Origin of the sequence: Pseudomonas sp. G.S.17, assembly GCF_038096165.1 — a bacterium.
Taxonomy (GTDB): domain Bacteria; phylum Pseudomonadota; class Gammaproteobacteria; order Pseudomonadales; family Pseudomonadaceae; genus Aquipseudomonas.
The window spans coordinates 4,406,487-4,419,781 of sequence record NZ_CP151076.1 but is presented as its reverse complement, the minus strand read 5'-3'; the positions used below and the strand labels follow the sequence as shown (position 1 = coordinate 4,419,781).

The 13,295-nt window shown below is 57.3% G+C and carries 18 protein-coding genes; 6 read left to right on the top strand and 12 right to left on the bottom strand.

The features are described 5' to 3' along the window. Positions 1 to 217: 217 nt before the first annotated feature. From AABC73_RS20735 to AABC73_RS20715, 5 genes are all read left to right on the top strand, one after another. Positions 218 to 880 (top strand): TetR/AcrR family transcriptional regulator, encoded by a 663-nt coding sequence (locus AABC73_RS20735; protein ID WP_341520753.1) that lies wholly within the window; start codon positions 218 to 220, stop codon positions 878 to 880. 109 nt (positions 881 to 989) lie between these two features. Continuing rightward, the gene (locus AABC73_RS20730) at positions 990 to 1,592 is read left to right on the top strand and encodes a DUF4823 domain-containing protein (protein WP_331151758.1); all 603 of its coding nucleotides are present in this window, start codon (positions 990 to 992) and stop codon (positions 1,590 to 1,592) included. Between the two features lie 10 nt (positions 1,593 to 1,602). Next, positions 1,603 to 2,163 carry a DUF1285 domain-containing protein gene (locus AABC73_RS20725; RefSeq protein ID WP_341520752.1) on the top strand — a complete coding sequence of 187 codons (561 nt, stop codon included), beginning with the start codon at positions 1,603 to 1,605 and terminating at the stop codon, positions 2,161 to 2,163. Between the two features lie 72 nt (positions 2,164 to 2,235). Next, positions 2,236 to 3,246: an aspartate-semialdehyde dehydrogenase gene (locus AABC73_RS20720; protein WP_341520751.1), complete on the top strand. Its 1,011-nt coding sequence runs from the start codon at positions 2,236 to 2,238 to the stop codon at positions 3,244 to 3,246. A 132-nt stretch (positions 3,247 to 3,378) separates the two neighbouring features. Further along, the gene (locus tag AABC73_RS20715; protein WP_341520750.1) at positions 3,379 to 6,189 is read left to right on the top strand and encodes a FimV/HubP family polar landmark protein; all 2,811 of its coding nucleotides are present in this window, start codon (positions 3,379 to 3,381) and stop codon (positions 6,187 to 6,189) included. A gap of 250 nt (positions 6,190 to 6,439) precedes the next feature. On the opposite strand, the gene AABC73_RS20710 is transcribed toward AABC73_RS20715, so the two are convergent. From AABC73_RS20710 to AABC73_RS20655, 12 genes are all read right to left on the bottom strand, one after another. Next, the gene (locus AABC73_RS20710; RefSeq protein ID WP_341520749.1) at positions 6,440 to 7,486 is read right to left on the bottom strand and encodes a tyrosine-type recombinase/integrase; all 1,047 of its coding nucleotides are present in this window, start codon (positions 7,484 to 7,486) and stop codon (positions 6,440 to 6,442) included. Between the two features lie 4 nt (positions 7,487 to 7,490). Then, positions 7,491 to 7,727, bottom strand: a complete 237-nt coding sequence (locus AABC73_RS20705; RefSeq protein ID WP_047575666.1) for a DUF4224 domain-containing protein — start codon at positions 7,725 to 7,727, stop codon at positions 7,491 to 7,493. A 127-nt stretch (positions 7,728 to 7,854) separates the two neighbouring features. Next, complete coding sequence (locus AABC73_RS20700) at positions 7,855 to 8,181, bottom strand: hypothetical protein (RefSeq protein ID WP_341520748.1); 327 nt, start codon at positions 8,179 to 8,181, stop codon at positions 7,855 to 7,857. Beyond that, on the bottom strand, positions 8,174 to 8,515 hold the full coding sequence (locus AABC73_RS20695; protein WP_341520747.1) for a hypothetical protein: 342 nt from the start codon (positions 8,513 to 8,515) through the stop codon (positions 8,174 to 8,176). The genes AABC73_RS20700 and AABC73_RS20695 overlap by 8 nt, the downstream gene beginning before the upstream one ends. Beyond that, on the bottom strand, positions 8,512 to 9,204 hold the full coding sequence (locus AABC73_RS20690; protein ID WP_341520746.1) for a hypothetical protein: 693 nt from the start codon (positions 9,202 to 9,204) through the stop codon (positions 8,512 to 8,514). Before AABC73_RS20690 ends, AABC73_RS20695 begins: the two co-directional genes overlap by 4 nt. Beyond that, a complete protein-coding gene (locus AABC73_RS20685) occupies positions 9,188 to 9,793 on the bottom strand; it encodes a hypothetical protein (RefSeq protein ID WP_341520745.1) in 606 nt (201 codons plus the stop codon). Before AABC73_RS20685 ends, AABC73_RS20690 begins: the two co-directional genes overlap by 17 nt. Before the next feature lie 154 nt (positions 9,794 to 9,947). Beyond that, complete coding sequence (locus AABC73_RS20680) at positions 9,948 to 10,322, bottom strand: hypothetical protein (protein ID WP_341520744.1); 375 nt, start codon at positions 10,320 to 10,322, stop codon at positions 9,948 to 9,950. Next, positions 10,309 to 10,503 carry a carbon storage regulator CsrA gene (gene csrA, locus AABC73_RS20675; protein ID WP_341520743.1) on the bottom strand — a complete coding sequence of 65 codons (195 nt, stop codon included), beginning with the start codon at positions 10,501 to 10,503 and terminating at the stop codon, positions 10,309 to 10,311. The genes AABC73_RS20680 and csrA overlap by 14 nt, the downstream gene beginning before the upstream one ends. Positions 10,504 to 10,647: 144 nt before the next feature. After that, on the bottom strand, positions 10,648 to 10,959 hold the full coding sequence (locus AABC73_RS20670; RefSeq protein ID WP_341520742.1) for a LuxR C-terminal-related transcriptional regulator: 312 nt from the start codon (positions 10,957 to 10,959) through the stop codon (positions 10,648 to 10,650). A 143-nt stretch (positions 10,960 to 11,102) separates the two neighbouring features. Further along, a complete protein-coding gene (locus AABC73_RS20665) occupies positions 11,103 to 11,351 on the bottom strand; it encodes a DUF1654 domain-containing protein (protein ID WP_341520741.1) in 249 nt (82 codons plus the stop codon). Positions 11,352 to 11,446: 95 nt separating this feature from the next. Continuing rightward, complete coding sequence (locus AABC73_RS20660; protein ID WP_341520740.1) at positions 11,447 to 12,016, bottom strand: type II toxin-antitoxin system PemK/MazF family toxin; 570 nt, start codon at positions 12,014 to 12,016, stop codon at positions 11,447 to 11,449. A 168-nt stretch (positions 12,017 to 12,184) separates the two neighbouring features. After that, positions 12,185 to 12,850 carry a S24 family peptidase gene (locus tag AABC73_RS20655; RefSeq protein WP_341520739.1) on the bottom strand — a complete coding sequence of 222 codons (666 nt, stop codon included), beginning with the start codon at positions 12,848 to 12,850 and terminating at the stop codon, positions 12,185 to 12,187. Between the two features lie 109 nt (positions 12,851 to 12,959). Here AABC73_RS20655 and AABC73_RS20650 point away from each other — a divergent pair, with 109 nt between their 5' ends. Next, positions 12,960 to 13,226, top strand: coding sequence for a Cro/CI family transcriptional regulator (locus AABC73_RS20650; protein ID WP_341520738.1), 267 nt, complete (start codon positions 12,960 to 12,962; stop codon positions 13,224 to 13,226). Positions 13,227 to 13,295: the final 69 nt, after the last annotated feature.

The following is a 13,295-nucleotide window of genomic DNA, read 5'->3' as shown; positions in this document are numbered from 1 at the left end:
AGTTAGTTCTGATCATTTTTTAAACAGATTTGGAATAGCCGGGCGGCTGTTGAGTCCGCATTTCACACATCGTGCACACCCGGCCACGCATTTGTGGCTCAAGACGCTGATTTGGCCATTTAGGCCAAGAAACCACGCCATGGTCGGATGATCCGTGCAATTTCGCGCAAGTTAGGCATAATACCCGGCTTCGATTTTGACCCCAACAGACCTTCTTATGCAGAAAGAACCCCGAAAGGTCCGTGAATTTCGACGCCGCGAGCAAGAAATTCTCGACACCGCGCTCAAGCTGTTCCTCGATCAAGGTGAAGACAGCGTCACCGTCGAGATGATTGCTGATGCCGTGGGTATCGGCAAAGGTACGATCTATAAGCATTTCAAATCCAAGGCGGAGATCTACCTGCGCCTGATGCTCGACTACGAGCGTGATTTGAACGAGCTGCTGCATTCGGCTGATGTCGACAAGGACAAGGAAGCGCTGTCCCGCGCCTACTTCGAGTTCCGCATGCGCGATCCCCAGCGTTACCGGTTGTTTGATCGCCTTGAAGAGAAAGTCGTCAAGGGCAATCAGGTACCAGAGCTGGTCGAGGAGTTGCACAAGATCCGCGCTTCGAACTTCGAGCGCCTGACGTTGCTGATCAAAGGTCGAATCAACGAAGGCAAACTCGAAGACGTCCCGCCTTACTTCCACTATTGCGCTGCCTGGGCGTTGGTCCATGGCGCAGTGGCGCTGTACCACTCGCCGTTCTGGAGCAATGTCCTCGAAGATCAGGAAGGTTTTTTCCAGTTCCTGATGGATATCGGCGTACGCATGGGCAACAAGCGCAAGCGCGATCCCGAGGCAGTTGTTGATCTGAACCCTGATACTGCTGGCGGTTGAGCCTTTCAGGACCTGCACGCATTAATCGCCTGCTTTGCCCATGATGGCGCGGAAGCTGCATCCGACGACCATTCGCCGGTTTTCCGTCACCGGCATCTGGGAGGAAGTGATGCGTAGCCTGGTTTTGCTACTGGCGCTGTTGGCGTTGAATGGTTGTATGAGTGTCAGCGATCTGGGCCAGGGCGCTCATGATCAGTTCAGTGACGCCGGATTGCTGGATCACAGTGAAACCCGACGCATCAGCAACTGGCGCTTGCAGCCGGATTCCTTCATCTATATCGCTCAAGGTGCGTTTGCGCCGCCGGGCAGCGCCTACCCAAGACCTAACGTGGTGGCCGAAGAAGCTTTCAACGGCTTCATCGAGTATTTCCCGATGGTCCGTCGCGCTCGCGGGCCGCTAGGCCTGGATGAGGCGATGAACGAAGCACGTTCCGCGGGCGCGCATTATCTGCTTTATACCCGTTTCGCCAAGGCCGATGACCGAATCGGCAACACCGACGAATGGTCAGACCAGGAAGCGCTGGATCGCCTCGGCATCGACAGCGGCGTCATCCAGCTGATGTTGATCGAAACCAGCACCCGCTACCTGATCGACAGTGCCCGCATTCGCAGCCGTGGCGGATTGCTGACACTGCACGACACCAAACCACAGGATTTGCTTGGCCCGCCTCTGGAGGATTACGCTCGTAGTCTGTTGGGCGTAAGCCGTTAAGGAGAAAGTCATGAGTGATACAGGCAAGGCCAATGATCTGTTCGCGCAGATCCCCAAATCCAAAGGGTTGCCGCCTGTTCATTTATGGAACCCGGAGTTCTGCGGTGATATCGACATGCGCATCGCCCGCGATGGCACCTGGTATTACCTGGGTACGCCCATTGGCCGCAAACCCATGGTTCGCTTGTTCTCGACCATCATGCGCCGTGACGGCGATGACTATTTCCTGATCACTCCAGTGGAAAAGGTGCGCATCAAGGTCGATGACGCACCATTCGTGGCGGTCAGTCTGCAAGTCGAAGGCGAGGGCGAGCGTCAGGTGCTGCGCTTTACCACCAATGTCGATGACGTGACCGAAGCCGGTCCAGAGCATGCGTTGCGGGTGCTGATCGATCCCGAGACCGACGAACCTGCGCCTTATATTCATGTGCGGGTCAATCTCGAAGCGCTGATTCATCGCAACGTCTTCTATCAACTGGTTGAGCTGGCCGTGCCGCGTGATATAGACGGGCAGCGCTGGCTGGGCGTCTGGAGTGGCGGGGAGTTTTTCCCGATCGGCCTTGAGCCCTGAGTCGCTGCTGCAATTGCCTGCTCCCGGCGCGACGGTTAAAGTGCCGCTCCGCGTTTTTCCTGAGGTTTTTGCATGAGCCAGTCCTTTGACATCGCCGTGATCGGCGCCACCGGTACTGTCGGCGAAACCATCGTCCAGATTCTGGAAGAGCTCGATTTCCCGGTCGGGCAGCTGCACTTGCTGGCCAGCATCGAGTCGGCGGGGCATTCCGTGCCGTTCAGGGGCAAGAATGTACGGGTCAAGGAAGTTGACGAATTCGATTTCAACAAGGCGCAGGTCGCATTCTTCGCCGCTGGTCCGGCCATTACCCGCAGTTACGCCGCGCGCGCCTTGACCGCTGGCTGTTCGGTGATCGATTTGTCGGGCGGTTTGCCCGCTGCAGACGCACCCGGCGTGGTGCCGGAAATCAACGCCCAGTCGATTGAGTCCCACGGCAAGCCTTATCAGATTTCCAGTCCAAGCGCTTCCGGCACGGCCATCGCGCTGACCCTTGCACCGTTGCTCGGTGTGCTGGAAATCCTGCGCGTCAATGTCACGGCATGCCTGGCAGTCTCCAGCCAGGGCCGCGAAGGGGTTGCCGAACTGGCGCGTCAGACCACCGAACTGCTGAATATTCGCCCGATCGAGCCGCGCTTTTTTGACCGGCAAATGGCCTTTAACCTGCTCGCTCAGGTCGGCACGCCGAACGCGCAAGGCCATGCGCCACTTGAAGTCCGCCTGGTGGCGGAGTTGCGCGAGTTGCTGGCATTGCCTTTACTCAAGGTTTCGGCGACGTGCGTGCAAGCGCCGCTGTTTTTTGGCGACAGCTTCACCGTGTCGCTGCAAACCTCGCGACCGGTGGATCTGCAAGCGGTCAATGCTGCGCTGGAAGCTGCGCCGGGGATTGAACTGGTCGAAGCCGGGGATTATCCGACAGCTGTAGGAGATGCCGTAGGCCAGGATGTTGTTTATGTAGGACGCGTGCGCACTGGCATAGACGATCCCTGTGAGCTGAATCTGTGGGTGACGTCTGACAATGTGCGCAAAGGCGCTGCGCTCAACGCTGTGCAGGTCGCGCAATTGTTGATAAAAGACTATGTGTAAAAGATACTTGCCTTCAATTTGAAAAAACTTTCTAGCCGTGTGTGTCGTCGATCTCCTGAGATGTCTGCTTAGACACCCAATGCATGCTTTACCTTCCCGGGTGCCGGGGAGTTTTTAAACAAGGGATGGGCTATGGTTCAGGTTCGCAAACTGGTATTGGCAATTGCTGCCGCATCGGCGTTGTCATCAGGCATGGCGCACGCGCTGGGACTCGGGGAATTGTCGGTCAAGTCGACCCTGAATCAACCCCTTGTAGCCGAGATCGAATTGACACAGGCCCAAGGCCTGAGCGCCGCACAAGTGGTGCCAAGCCTGGCGACCACTGCTGACTTCGCTCAGGCGGGCGTCGCCCGACAGGCATTTCTCAACGACCTGACGTTCACTCCGGTACTCAATGCCAGCGGTAAAAGCGTATTGCGCATTACCTCCAGCAAACCGGTGCGTGAACCCTTCGTGAAATTCCTCGTGCAGGTGCTCTGGCCCAATGGCCGTCTGCTGCGCGAATACAGCCTGTTGCTGGACCCACCGAAATTTTCCCCTGAAGCGGCAGCCGCTGCCGCAGCGGCGCCGCAATTGCCGACGACTGCGCCACAGCCGGCCCAGACGCCTGCGACTCCAGAAGTAGCGCCGGCTGCACCGGCTCCGGTTCCGGAGGCGGCACCCGCTGCCGAGGCCAAGCCAGCGCAATACACCACCACCAATAACGACACGCTCTGGGAAATTGCCGAGAAAGTGCGTAATGGCGGCACCGTCCAGCAAACCATGCTGGCCATTCAGGCGCTGAACCCTGATGCGTTCATCGGCGGCAATATCAACCGTCTGAAAAAAGGCCAGGTATTGCGCCTGCCTAATCCGCAACAAATCACCACCGTGCCGCAGCCTCAAGCCGTGGCCAAGGTTGCCGAACAGAATCAGGCCTGGCGTCAGGGTCGTCGCTTGCCGTCCGGCACGCGTCAGGTCGATGCGACCCGCCGTGATCGCGCCGGTGCCGCGCCGTCCAGAGTTGCTCCAAGTGACAGCCTGAGTCTGGTCGCCGCAAGCTCCAATCCTTCTGCCAAAGGTGCGGCAGGCGACAAGGATTTGAGCAACAAGCTGGCGGTGGCCGAGGAAAATCTGGATACCGCGCGTCGTGACAACGCCGAACTGAAAAGTCGCATGAACGACTTGCAGAGTCAGCTGGACAAGATGCAGCGCCTGATTCAGCTCAAGAGCGATCAACTGGCCAAGATGCAGGCTGCAGGTGCAACGGTTCCGCCGGTGCCTGCGGACCCGGCCTTGCCGGCAGCATTGGTTGCCGCGCCTGGCGCTGCCGCCAAGCCGCCGGGCGAAATTGCCCCCGAAGACGCACTGCCAGCGGGCGCAGCGCAAGTCAGCGCACCGGCTGCAGACCAGCCTTTGGCCGTCGAACCGGTTGTGGCGCAGGAAGCCGATTCGGACAAGGCGTTCAAGCAACTGCTCGGCAATCCGATCGTCCTCGGCTTGATCGGTGGCGCGGTGGTGCTGCTTCTGCTGCTGTTGATGCTGTTCCTGGCTCGCCGCCGCAATGCCAATGCCGAGGCCGAGAAGCACCGTCGCATGGCGCGTGCGCTGGCTGAAGAATCTGAATTTGTTTCCGACATGGATATGGACGTACCGCAGGCCAGTTTCGACGGGCTGGTGGTTGCCGCTCCTAACGTGAAAATGGCGCCGATGGGCAGCGCGAGTGTCGATCCTGCTCGCGAGCGTCCAGCCGATCCGCTGGTTCAGGCTGAGATTCATATTGCTTACGGGCGCATGAATCAAGCTGTCGAGCTGCTTGAAGAGTCGCTGAAGGAAGATCCGGCCCGGGACGATATCCGTCTTAAACTCATGGAAATCTACGCCGAGCAAGGTAACAGCAAGGCGTTTGCGATCCATGAGCGGAAATTGGTGGCTGGGGGAAAGCACCACGCTGAGGTCGAGCAGCTCAAGAGTCGTTACCCGGCCATGATCACCGCTGCCGTTGTTGCGGCGGCGGCAACCGCGACCGCAGCTGCGGTTGCTGCAGAAATGGACGCGAAGTACGTCGAGGAATTGTTGCTCGACGAGCCGGAAACTCCTGAGCCCGAGCCCGAGCCCGAACCTGAACCTGAACCTGAACCTGAACCTGAACCTGAACCGGCCGTTGTTGCTGAAACACCTGTGCCGGAAACGCCGGAACCGGTCGCTCAAGCTGACGAGTTGGATGCGTTCGATCACGATTTCGATTTGAGTCTGGACGACCTTGAAGAGGCCTCCCCTGCGCAAGTGACCAATCCAACCGATCTGTACGATCTGGAGCTGGATGCACCTGTTCTGCCAGCAATCAATGACGACGATGACGAGCTGAGTTTCGAGTCGGTATTGAAGCAGCAAAATGAAGCCAAGGCGGCGAGCGTGCCGGACGCCCCGGCTGATTTTGATCTGGCTGACTTTGATCTCAATAGCACCGAAGACGAGCCTGCGCTGAGTGCCGAGGATGATTTCCTGCTCAGCCTCGACGAGCCGCCGTTGAATCTGGGTGAGTCAGCACCGCCGCAGCCTGCCGACGACCTGGACCTGGACCTGGACCTGCCGGATGATTTCGATCTGTCGCTGGCCGACGAAATCGAGACTGATCAGGCCACTCAAGCGTTCGCCTCCGAGATCGAGGATGTGAATGCCGAGCTGGAGCGCCTGTCGCAGAATCTTGAGCAGCCGCCCATGGCCAAGCCGTTCGAAGCGCCGAGCTTTACCGCCGAAGATGCCGCTGCACTCGACGATGACGAACCGGAATTCGACTTCCTGTCCGGTACCGATGAAGCGGCTACCAAACTCGATCTGGCTCGCGCCTACATCGAAATGGGTGACAGCGATGGCGCTCGGGACATTCTCGATGAGGTCGTCACTGAAGGTGATGATGGTCAGAAATCCGAAGCCAGGGACATGCTGAGTCGTCTGGTCTGAGTGTTCTGCGATTGACTGCAACGGCCGCTTTTGCGGCCGTTTGCATTTCCGAGGCAGGGCGCATGGCGTCTTTTTTCAGCGGCCTTATAATGGCCGCCATTTCGTAATTCAACAGGCTGTCACTTCTTGGCGAATATAGATAACGCGGCGGCCGAAATGGCCGCCGTAATAGTCCATTAAGCGGCTGTTTTATATGGTATTTACGCCTTCCATTTCCGCAACTATTCCGGTCGTTTCCGCAACTCGCCATTTATTTTGACGGATTTACCACCTTCCCGACCCGACGATATACGCGCTGTGTCATGCCTTGGGTGGTGTGTCCGAGTAGATCTGAAGCGTCTTCGAGGCTCAGGATTTCCGATGCGGCCTTCGGGCGAATGTCCCGGAACTGGAATTTCATGATCGAGGCCGCCAGGTCTGGGTCACCATTTTTCGCGGCTTTCTCTGCAGCACGTTTTCGAGCTGGCTCGAATCGCGTCCGGAGCATCGACTCCGACATCTGCTTGCCCTTGCTGGTGGTGATGAGATGCGGGCGTGATCGGTCGAGCGTTGAGAGCAGGATGCCCAGTCCGGTAAGGACGCCGCCCTGGTGCAGGCGGATACGCAGCTTCATCGACGTTTTCCCTTGGTCGACCATCAGATAGTCGGCGTCAACCTCTGACCAGCGCATCTTCCGTACGTCTGCCGGCCGCTGGCCGGTCAGGTAAGCCAGATCCATGGCAACCTTCAAATCGTCCGCAGCCTCATCATAGAGCGCCTTCCATACCTCGTCCGTGACGTAGATGTCGCGCGGCGCCTCCTTATTCCTCCTGACGCCACGCGTTGGGTTGTCCTTGCTGTATATCCCCCACTCCCGAGCCATATTGAAAGCGTGCGAAAGCAGCGCTATCTCCCTGTTCGCCCTGACCGGCGCCGTGCGCGCGTCCCGATACTGCGCAATAATCTGCGGCGTGATCGAATCCATGGGCGCCTTCTCGAACGCTTTGTGCAGATGCAGCATGCACTTGCGGTTTTCTTTCTGGGTCTTTGGTGCTTTGCCTGGAACCACGTCGCGGTCATAGCGGCGCAGTAAGTCGCCCACGGTGCGGGTGGATACCGGGACGGTCTTGCGCTCGAGCTTCGCCCATAGGGTGCGGGCATCGTCGATATCAGTGCCCAGCGGAGTTTCCACGCGCTTACCTTCAGCGTCACGACCGGCGTAGTAGTAGCCGATCCACTTCTCGCCGGACTTAAGTGTCCGGACGCGCCTGATCATCCTTGGTGGTAAGTCCCGGTTGGCGGGATTCCTTGGGCGCATGTGTTCAGCTCACGCTTGCTAGGTCGAGCGTCCAGGGTTCGGACACCGCGTTTGATGCCGACGGCCTGACGCCTGCCAGCTTGAGGCGGGCATACACGCGACCAACGACCGGGCGGCGCGCGCCAGTCAGGACATGCTGCCATGAGTGCTGTACGAGCCACTGTATTTGGCGAGAGGGCAACTGATAGCCAGTGATGGCTGCCAGCTCTTCGTCGCTCAGTGTTTCTTTTTGAATTTCCATGAAGACCCCTTCAATTTGTCCTGAGGACGGTTTTGCATTGCACGGCGTGTCAGCTTTCGCTTTCTGTAAAATCTGACGCATCAGATGTCCTGACTTTCCAGGGCAGCTATTCCGCGCCACGATTTCGTTATGCGCGTTTCGTGGCGCGAGCCGGGAACGCCTCACCTTCCCATTTGCCCGCCATGCCGCGAATCCCGCCGTGCTGGACGTGTGGGCGAAGCTTCTTGCTGGCGAACAGATCCGAGCAAGCCTTGAACAGATCGGCCTCAGCGACGATCTCTGACAGCGCTTTGCATTCAGTTGAGTTCACGCGCACCCATCCGTCTTTGTTGCCGCTGTGCTGGCTCGTGCGACTCAGGGCGTATCGCTTGCCGCTGTTTGCAACACCTACTGAGACCTCGTTCAGATAGAACGCCACGCTATCCAGGCGGACGCGGAGGATTGTTTTAGCCATGTTGACTACCCCGCATCACATCCGCCTTTCGGTAGCACTCACCTGGGAAACCGTACTCATCGCAGGCGCAGACTTCGCCGCATGGCGCTTCTACGTCGCGCACAGTCAAGACGCCGCAGCGTGCTCCGATGATTGCGATATCCCCACCGTCCAAGGCTCCGCCTTCAAAAACGCAGCCGAGCATTTCGTTGCCGAACATCTGGAGCTTTTCGTTATCGGCCTTCAGCCGCGCAATCTCGTTCACCATCAGCTGAACATCACCCATACCCGGAGCAACTCCCTGTTCGGAGTCGGCGCGGATTCCTGCCAGCGCTGTATCTGTCAGCCGGATCATTTGGACTTCTCCAGTTTCCGCTCAACTACCCGGCTGGTGCCGTCAGAGTTGTGCAGCACCAGCGAAGGGCCCTTGCGTGCCAGGGTTCCGTCAGGCTGCTGGTGATAGGTCGGGATTCCGTGGAAGGGGCCTCCGGGCGCGAATGGGTCGGGCATCGACGCGCGATTCTCGACCATGGCTTTCATCATCATTTCAAGGAAGACGAAGAACAGCGGGCCTTCCTTTGAGTCGGGCTGGCGCTTACCTGATTGCTGGCTTGCGCTTTCTTCGTAGCCAGAGACAAAGGCGATAGCCGATATCGCGCGGCCCATGTCGTCCGCGTACTTGATCACCTCGGCACGGTGCACCGGGTTGACCTCCAATAGATCGCAGATGCCATCGAAGCCGTATAAGGCTGTCAACTCCTCATCGTTCCGATACAGCCAGGTGCCGATATCGATCAGACCGGCTTTGAATGACTGCCTCGCACGGTCCTGAACTTCCTCGATCTTGGCCAGCTTCAGCTTCGTGAATGGAAGCCCGGCCTTGGCCTGCTTCACCTCTGCCCGGAAGAATGCGCGGGTTAGCGCACGCTCAGTGTTCAGGTGGCGAGCCATGCGGCGCACCAGGATCAGATGGCTGCGCAGGGAAAGGTGCGGTCTTTCAATCAGCAGGCCGAGGCTAAAGACGTGCTCAGGCTTCATTCGCATGGCGGCTCTCCTCTGCAATGGCTGCGTCGATGATCTGGTCCCAAATTTCGTTCGGGGCCTGGATGACCAGACGGTTACCTTGATGAACGTCGCAATTCTTCAGCCAGCAATACCGTGCCGAATTGCGCGCGAGTGTTGGCAAGTCGTACCCAGGCAAGCGGCGGGAATAACCCGGTTCATCTGGGATCGGTTCAAGCGGTGCCATTTGCAGCGCATAGCTTTCGATTACCTGCTTCAGCCACCGATTTTCCTGCCGCACCTCTTCCTCTGGCGCGCACACAAGCTTCAGCAGATCCCGTTTTTCAGCTGTCAGCTTGCGAACTTCCGCCCGCGCTTCGTCCCCAGCATCCGCTTCGGCCTTGGCTCCTCGCTGAAATCCAGCCTCATCGCTACGCAGCGCCTCGATCACCCGCCGATCTGCGAGAGATTGATACTTCATCGCATCGTTTTCTTCGATCAGGCCCAGAACTATCGCGGGCGTCGTCAGCTTCTCGAATTTCTCCAGGGCCAGCTCCGCATCGTGGACCGAGCAAAATTGCTGCTCTGTAAGTCGCTGGCACAGGATTTTGAGCTTGTGGTTATTGCTCATGACCGGCCCCCGAAGTGATCAGCCAGCACCCGTCGCCCATCAATTCCGCATTCGGCCGACATGGCGTAGATCTCGCCGAAGGTGGTGTCCCGTCGCTGCAGTGCGTTGAAAAGGGCAAGCAGTCGCTGGGCGCTTGGTCCGCAGAAAGGGCGCTTCATACCGGCTCCCCGTGCTTCTCCAGCAGTTGAGCCAAACGCATGCGGTTATCGACCTCAGTGTCCAGTTCGGAGCCGAAGTAGCACTGCAGTTCGCAAGTTACCGATAGGTCAGTGTCGATTTCTTCCGCGCGCTCTTTGTTGCGCAGCCAGCGGTAACGCTTGGCATCGGCAGCCATCCGGACGTGATCGTCGATGCAGAACTCGCTATCAAGCGCCTGGGTGACAACGTCGCTGTCGCTGGCCCCGCAGATAACTGCGATCCCGCGACCAACTGAAACGTGGGCTCCAAGCTGCACAAACGGCAGGACTTGTTCCAGGGTTTCGCCTTCAGGGGCCCGCAGCACCAGGGTTACGCGATTAATTACCGGCATGAGCCACCTCGGCGCGAGGGTTGGCCAGCTTGCGGATGGCAATTTCTTCGCGGTCGACGGATACGTTCTTCGGTGCCGAAACACCAAGGCGAACCTGCATGCCCTGGACGCCCAGCACGGTCACGGTGATGTCGTCGTTGATACGGATGGTTTCGCCTACACGGCGAGTCAAAATGAGCATGTGAACTCCTTGTTTACTTTCATCAGGGCGAACAAAGGCCCGCCGCGTTGTTGGCTTTCGCAAAAAATTGGTTTGGTTACTGCGTCAGATCGAGCCTGAGCACTGGACTACCCAGCAGCACGGATGGGCACGCCGCTGCTCATATCATGCGATGAGAACGCCAGCGTGTTGGTCTTGTTCGTGGTGGTGCTGTGGCCCTTGGGTTGCCGCGCAAGAAAAACTAATCAATCCGCGCTTGAATGCTTCAGCTACCAAAGCTGCCCGACTGCTGACCCCCATTTTGTAAAAAAGACGTTCCACCGTTTTCTTAACGGTGCCTGGCGCACAATCCATTTCTTTGGCGATTTCCTTATTGGCGAGGCCCGCGCAAATTGCCAGCGCTGTGCGCAGCTCCTGCGTAGCCAAAAATCCTGTGTCGCCCTGCAATGGCCCACAAGTTAAAGTTGTTGCGTTCATGGTCATCTCCTTTGGTGTGAGATTATTTAAGCCTACTTAACTATTGGCGTCAAGCAAGCTAAGCAATTAATTTAGTGCGCTTAGCTTTGGAAATATCACGCCCACAAAAAAACCGCCCGTAGGCGGCTCTGGCATCGATCGTTTCAGTCTTCTTTCGGCACCACCCAGGTCACCTCAACACCTTCATCATCGCGATTGGTCAGCGTGACGTTGTCGGCCTCATCAATGGCGTTGAGCAGCCGCATCCAGTCGTCGTCCGACTCATCTGCGGCTTTGTAGATGAGCGCACGCTTGGAGGCCTGAGCGCCGGTCGCGTTGATGGTCCGCTGTATGCGCATGGACATTAGGTCGTAGGAGGAGGGGGCGCGAGGTACTGCTGCTTTCTTGGCCACAGACTTGCTCTCGGATAACTGTATGGGCATACAGTATAGGTCGAGCTTGGCAAAGGGCAATGGTTAATCCGGGAGGTTGAGTACACTTGTACTCTTTACAGCGGCAGGTAAGCTTTTACGCAGGCGATTACGCCTTTCATATCCTCGTCGCTTAGTTGAGGTACGTAGTATTCACGGCCTTTTCGGGTCTTTTTATGAATTTTGTCCAGTCGGTCAAAGCTTACCGTATAGATCATGTCGCACTTGACCCACAGCTCAAGATAGCCATCAGAGCTCAGCGGATTTTCACGCAGCAGGTGGTGCCAATCTTCCTGTTGGATAGGTGGGGTAGATGAGATGGGGACGACGGTGCAGAGACGGCGCTTGTGAGTGGCCGTTGGGGATATGACGATTACTTTTCGTACCTTCAGCATTTCTGGGGCAACGAAACCCCTTGTGAAGTCGCACAGTAATACATCGCCCTGCTTGGGGTGGTAGTAGAGAGGCAATCCATTTTCCCTAGATAAAGCAAAGCCGCCCGAAGGCGGCTTCAATCGACACGCAGCTGAGCTTGCTTCGCCCCTTCTGCGCCGCTGGATCAACCAAAAGAGGGATCCAGACTCCTGCCAGCTTTCGCTGGTGACACCGCAATTATGAGTGCGCCAATGTCGCTTTTCAAGCCACATAACTCACCGTGACAGGCATCCGTGACGCAAAAAACCGGTGAAACCCAATGAAACCAATGGTTAAAGAAATCGGCGCCACGAAATAAATATTTTCAATTCGTGGCGCGGGCACCAGATTTTATCGATTTTGCGCGCTGTCGGCCTGGCTCGAGACGGCGGCCGGGCAGGTTAAAAGAAAACAGATTTCGGCATCTTGCCGTCGACCACCGTGCCAACAATTTCCCAAGTGTCGTCCACGGCTTTCATCGGGAAGGCCGGGTTTAGAGGCTTTAAGTAAAGCTCCCCAGCGTCAATGACCAGCTGCTTGAAGGTGGCCTCATTGCTGTCGATCATCCGCGCGACTACGTACTGACCGCTGCGGGGTTCAGTATCTGGCGCTATCAAGATGAGGAAATTCTCTGGGAACGAGTCGCCGCCGCCCGGGCTTGTCATCGAGTTACCAACCACCCGCAACCAGAAACCATTCTCGCCAGCCCAGACATCCGACGTGTGGCGTGGGCACGCAGCGACATTCGACAACTGTATAGCCTCCGTGGCTGCTCCGGCTTGAACCCAGCTGATTTCTGGATAAGCGAATGACCTGGTGGGCTGCAGCGCGAGTTCTACGTTAGACATATCTGGTTCGCGCTCGGGCCCTTCACCTAAAGCCAGCCACTCCGCCCTGAAGCCGGTTGCCTTCGCCAGGGCGTAAATACTCTCGGGCTTTAGGCTTTTACTCTCGCCGGACAGCCACTGAGATACCGCAGAGTTTGAGACCCCGCATTCGGTTGCTATCCGGCTTTTTCTTTTGCCGCTAGCGGCAATGGCTTTGGCCACTCTTTCATATCGTTCCATGGGCTAAATCTTAAGCATCCGGATGTTTAGCATGAAGCACACTTAAATCGCCTGTTGCAGCAATTCCTTAAGTATGCTTAAATTTCCTCTATACCCAGAGGAACGCTTAATGAATACCGACCAAGCCGTTTCACACTTCGGCAGCAAGAAGAAGCTGGCTGATGCGCTGGATATTTCTCCAAGCGCCGTGACGCTTTGGGGAGAAGTCATTCCGCGCCTTCGTCAATTTCAGATTCAAATGCTGACGGGCGGCACCTTAACGGCAGAGGATGCAGCTGCCCCAAACTTGAATAAATCATCGGCCAAAGCTCTAGAAAACGCATCTGGGCCTGATGGCTCTGTTCAGGCATCCAGTATTTTGCAGGCATCGCAATGAACTCTTGCCAACCATCCCAGTATTTGCTGTCCGGCTAGCTTTCCTCTGGACACAAAAAAGCCCGACCTA

What these genes read in the sequence shown, in the direction of transcription:
- AABC73_RS20735 (WP_341520753.1), top strand. Translation starts at nt 218, where the DNA reads ATGCAGAAAGAACCCCGAAAGGTCCGTGAATTTCGACGCCGCGAGCAA.
- AABC73_RS20730 (WP_331151758.1), top strand. Translation starts at nt 990, where the DNA reads ATGCGTAGCCTGGTTTTGCTACTGGCGCTGTTGGCGTTGAATGGTTGT.
- AABC73_RS20725 (WP_341520752.1), top strand. Translation starts at nt 1,603, where the DNA reads ATGAGTGATACAGGCAAGGCCAATGATCTGTTCGCGCAGATCCCCAAA.
- AABC73_RS20720 (WP_341520751.1), top strand. Translation starts at nt 2,236, where the DNA reads ATGAGCCAGTCCTTTGACATCGCCGTGATCGGCGCCACCGGTACTGTC.
- AABC73_RS20715 (WP_341520750.1), top strand. Translation starts at nt 3,379, where the DNA reads ATGGTTCAGGTTCGCAAACTGGTATTGGCAATTGCTGCCGCATCGGCG.
- AABC73_RS20710 (WP_341520749.1), bottom strand. Translation starts at nt 7,486, where the DNA reads ATGCGCCCAAGGAATCCCGCCAACCGGGACTTACCACCAAGGATGATC.
- AABC73_RS20705 (WP_047575666.1), bottom strand. Translation starts at nt 7,727, where the DNA reads ATGGAAATTCAAAAAGAAACACTGAGCGACGAAGAGCTGGCAGCCATC.
- AABC73_RS20700 (WP_341520748.1), bottom strand. Translation starts at nt 8,181, where the DNA reads ATGGCTAAAACAATCCTCCGCGTCCGCCTGGATAGCGTGGCGTTCTAT.
- AABC73_RS20695 (WP_341520747.1), bottom strand. Translation starts at nt 8,515, where the DNA reads ATGATCCGGCTGACAGATACAGCGCTGGCAGGAATCCGCGCCGACTCC.
- AABC73_RS20690 (WP_341520746.1), bottom strand. Translation starts at nt 9,204, where the DNA reads ATGCGAATGAAGCCTGAGCACGTCTTTAGCCTCGGCCTGCTGATTGAA.
- AABC73_RS20685 (WP_341520745.1), bottom strand. Translation starts at nt 9,793, where the DNA reads ATGAGCAATAACCACAAGCTCAAAATCCTGTGCCAGCGACTTACAGAG.
- AABC73_RS20680 (WP_341520744.1), bottom strand. Translation starts at nt 10,322, where the DNA reads ATGCCGGTAATTAATCGCGTAACCCTGGTGCTGCGGGCCCCTGAAGGC.
- csrA (WP_341520743.1), bottom strand. Translation starts at nt 10,503, where the DNA reads ATGCTCATTTTGACTCGCCGTGTAGGCGAAACCATCCGTATCAACGAC.
- AABC73_RS20670 (WP_341520742.1), bottom strand. Translation starts at nt 10,959, where the DNA reads ATGAACGCAACAACTTTAACTTGTGGGCCATTGCAGGGCGACACAGGA.
- AABC73_RS20660 (WP_341520740.1), bottom strand. Translation starts at nt 12,016, where the DNA reads ATGTGGCTTGAAAAGCGACATTGGCGCACTCATAATTGCGGTGTCACC.
- AABC73_RS20655 (WP_341520739.1), bottom strand. Translation starts at nt 12,850, where the DNA reads ATGGAACGATATGAAAGAGTGGCCAAAGCCATTGCCGCTAGCGGCAAA.
- AABC73_RS20650 (WP_341520738.1), top strand. Translation starts at nt 12,960, where the DNA reads ATGAATACCGACCAAGCCGTTTCACACTTCGGCAGCAAGAAGAAGCTG.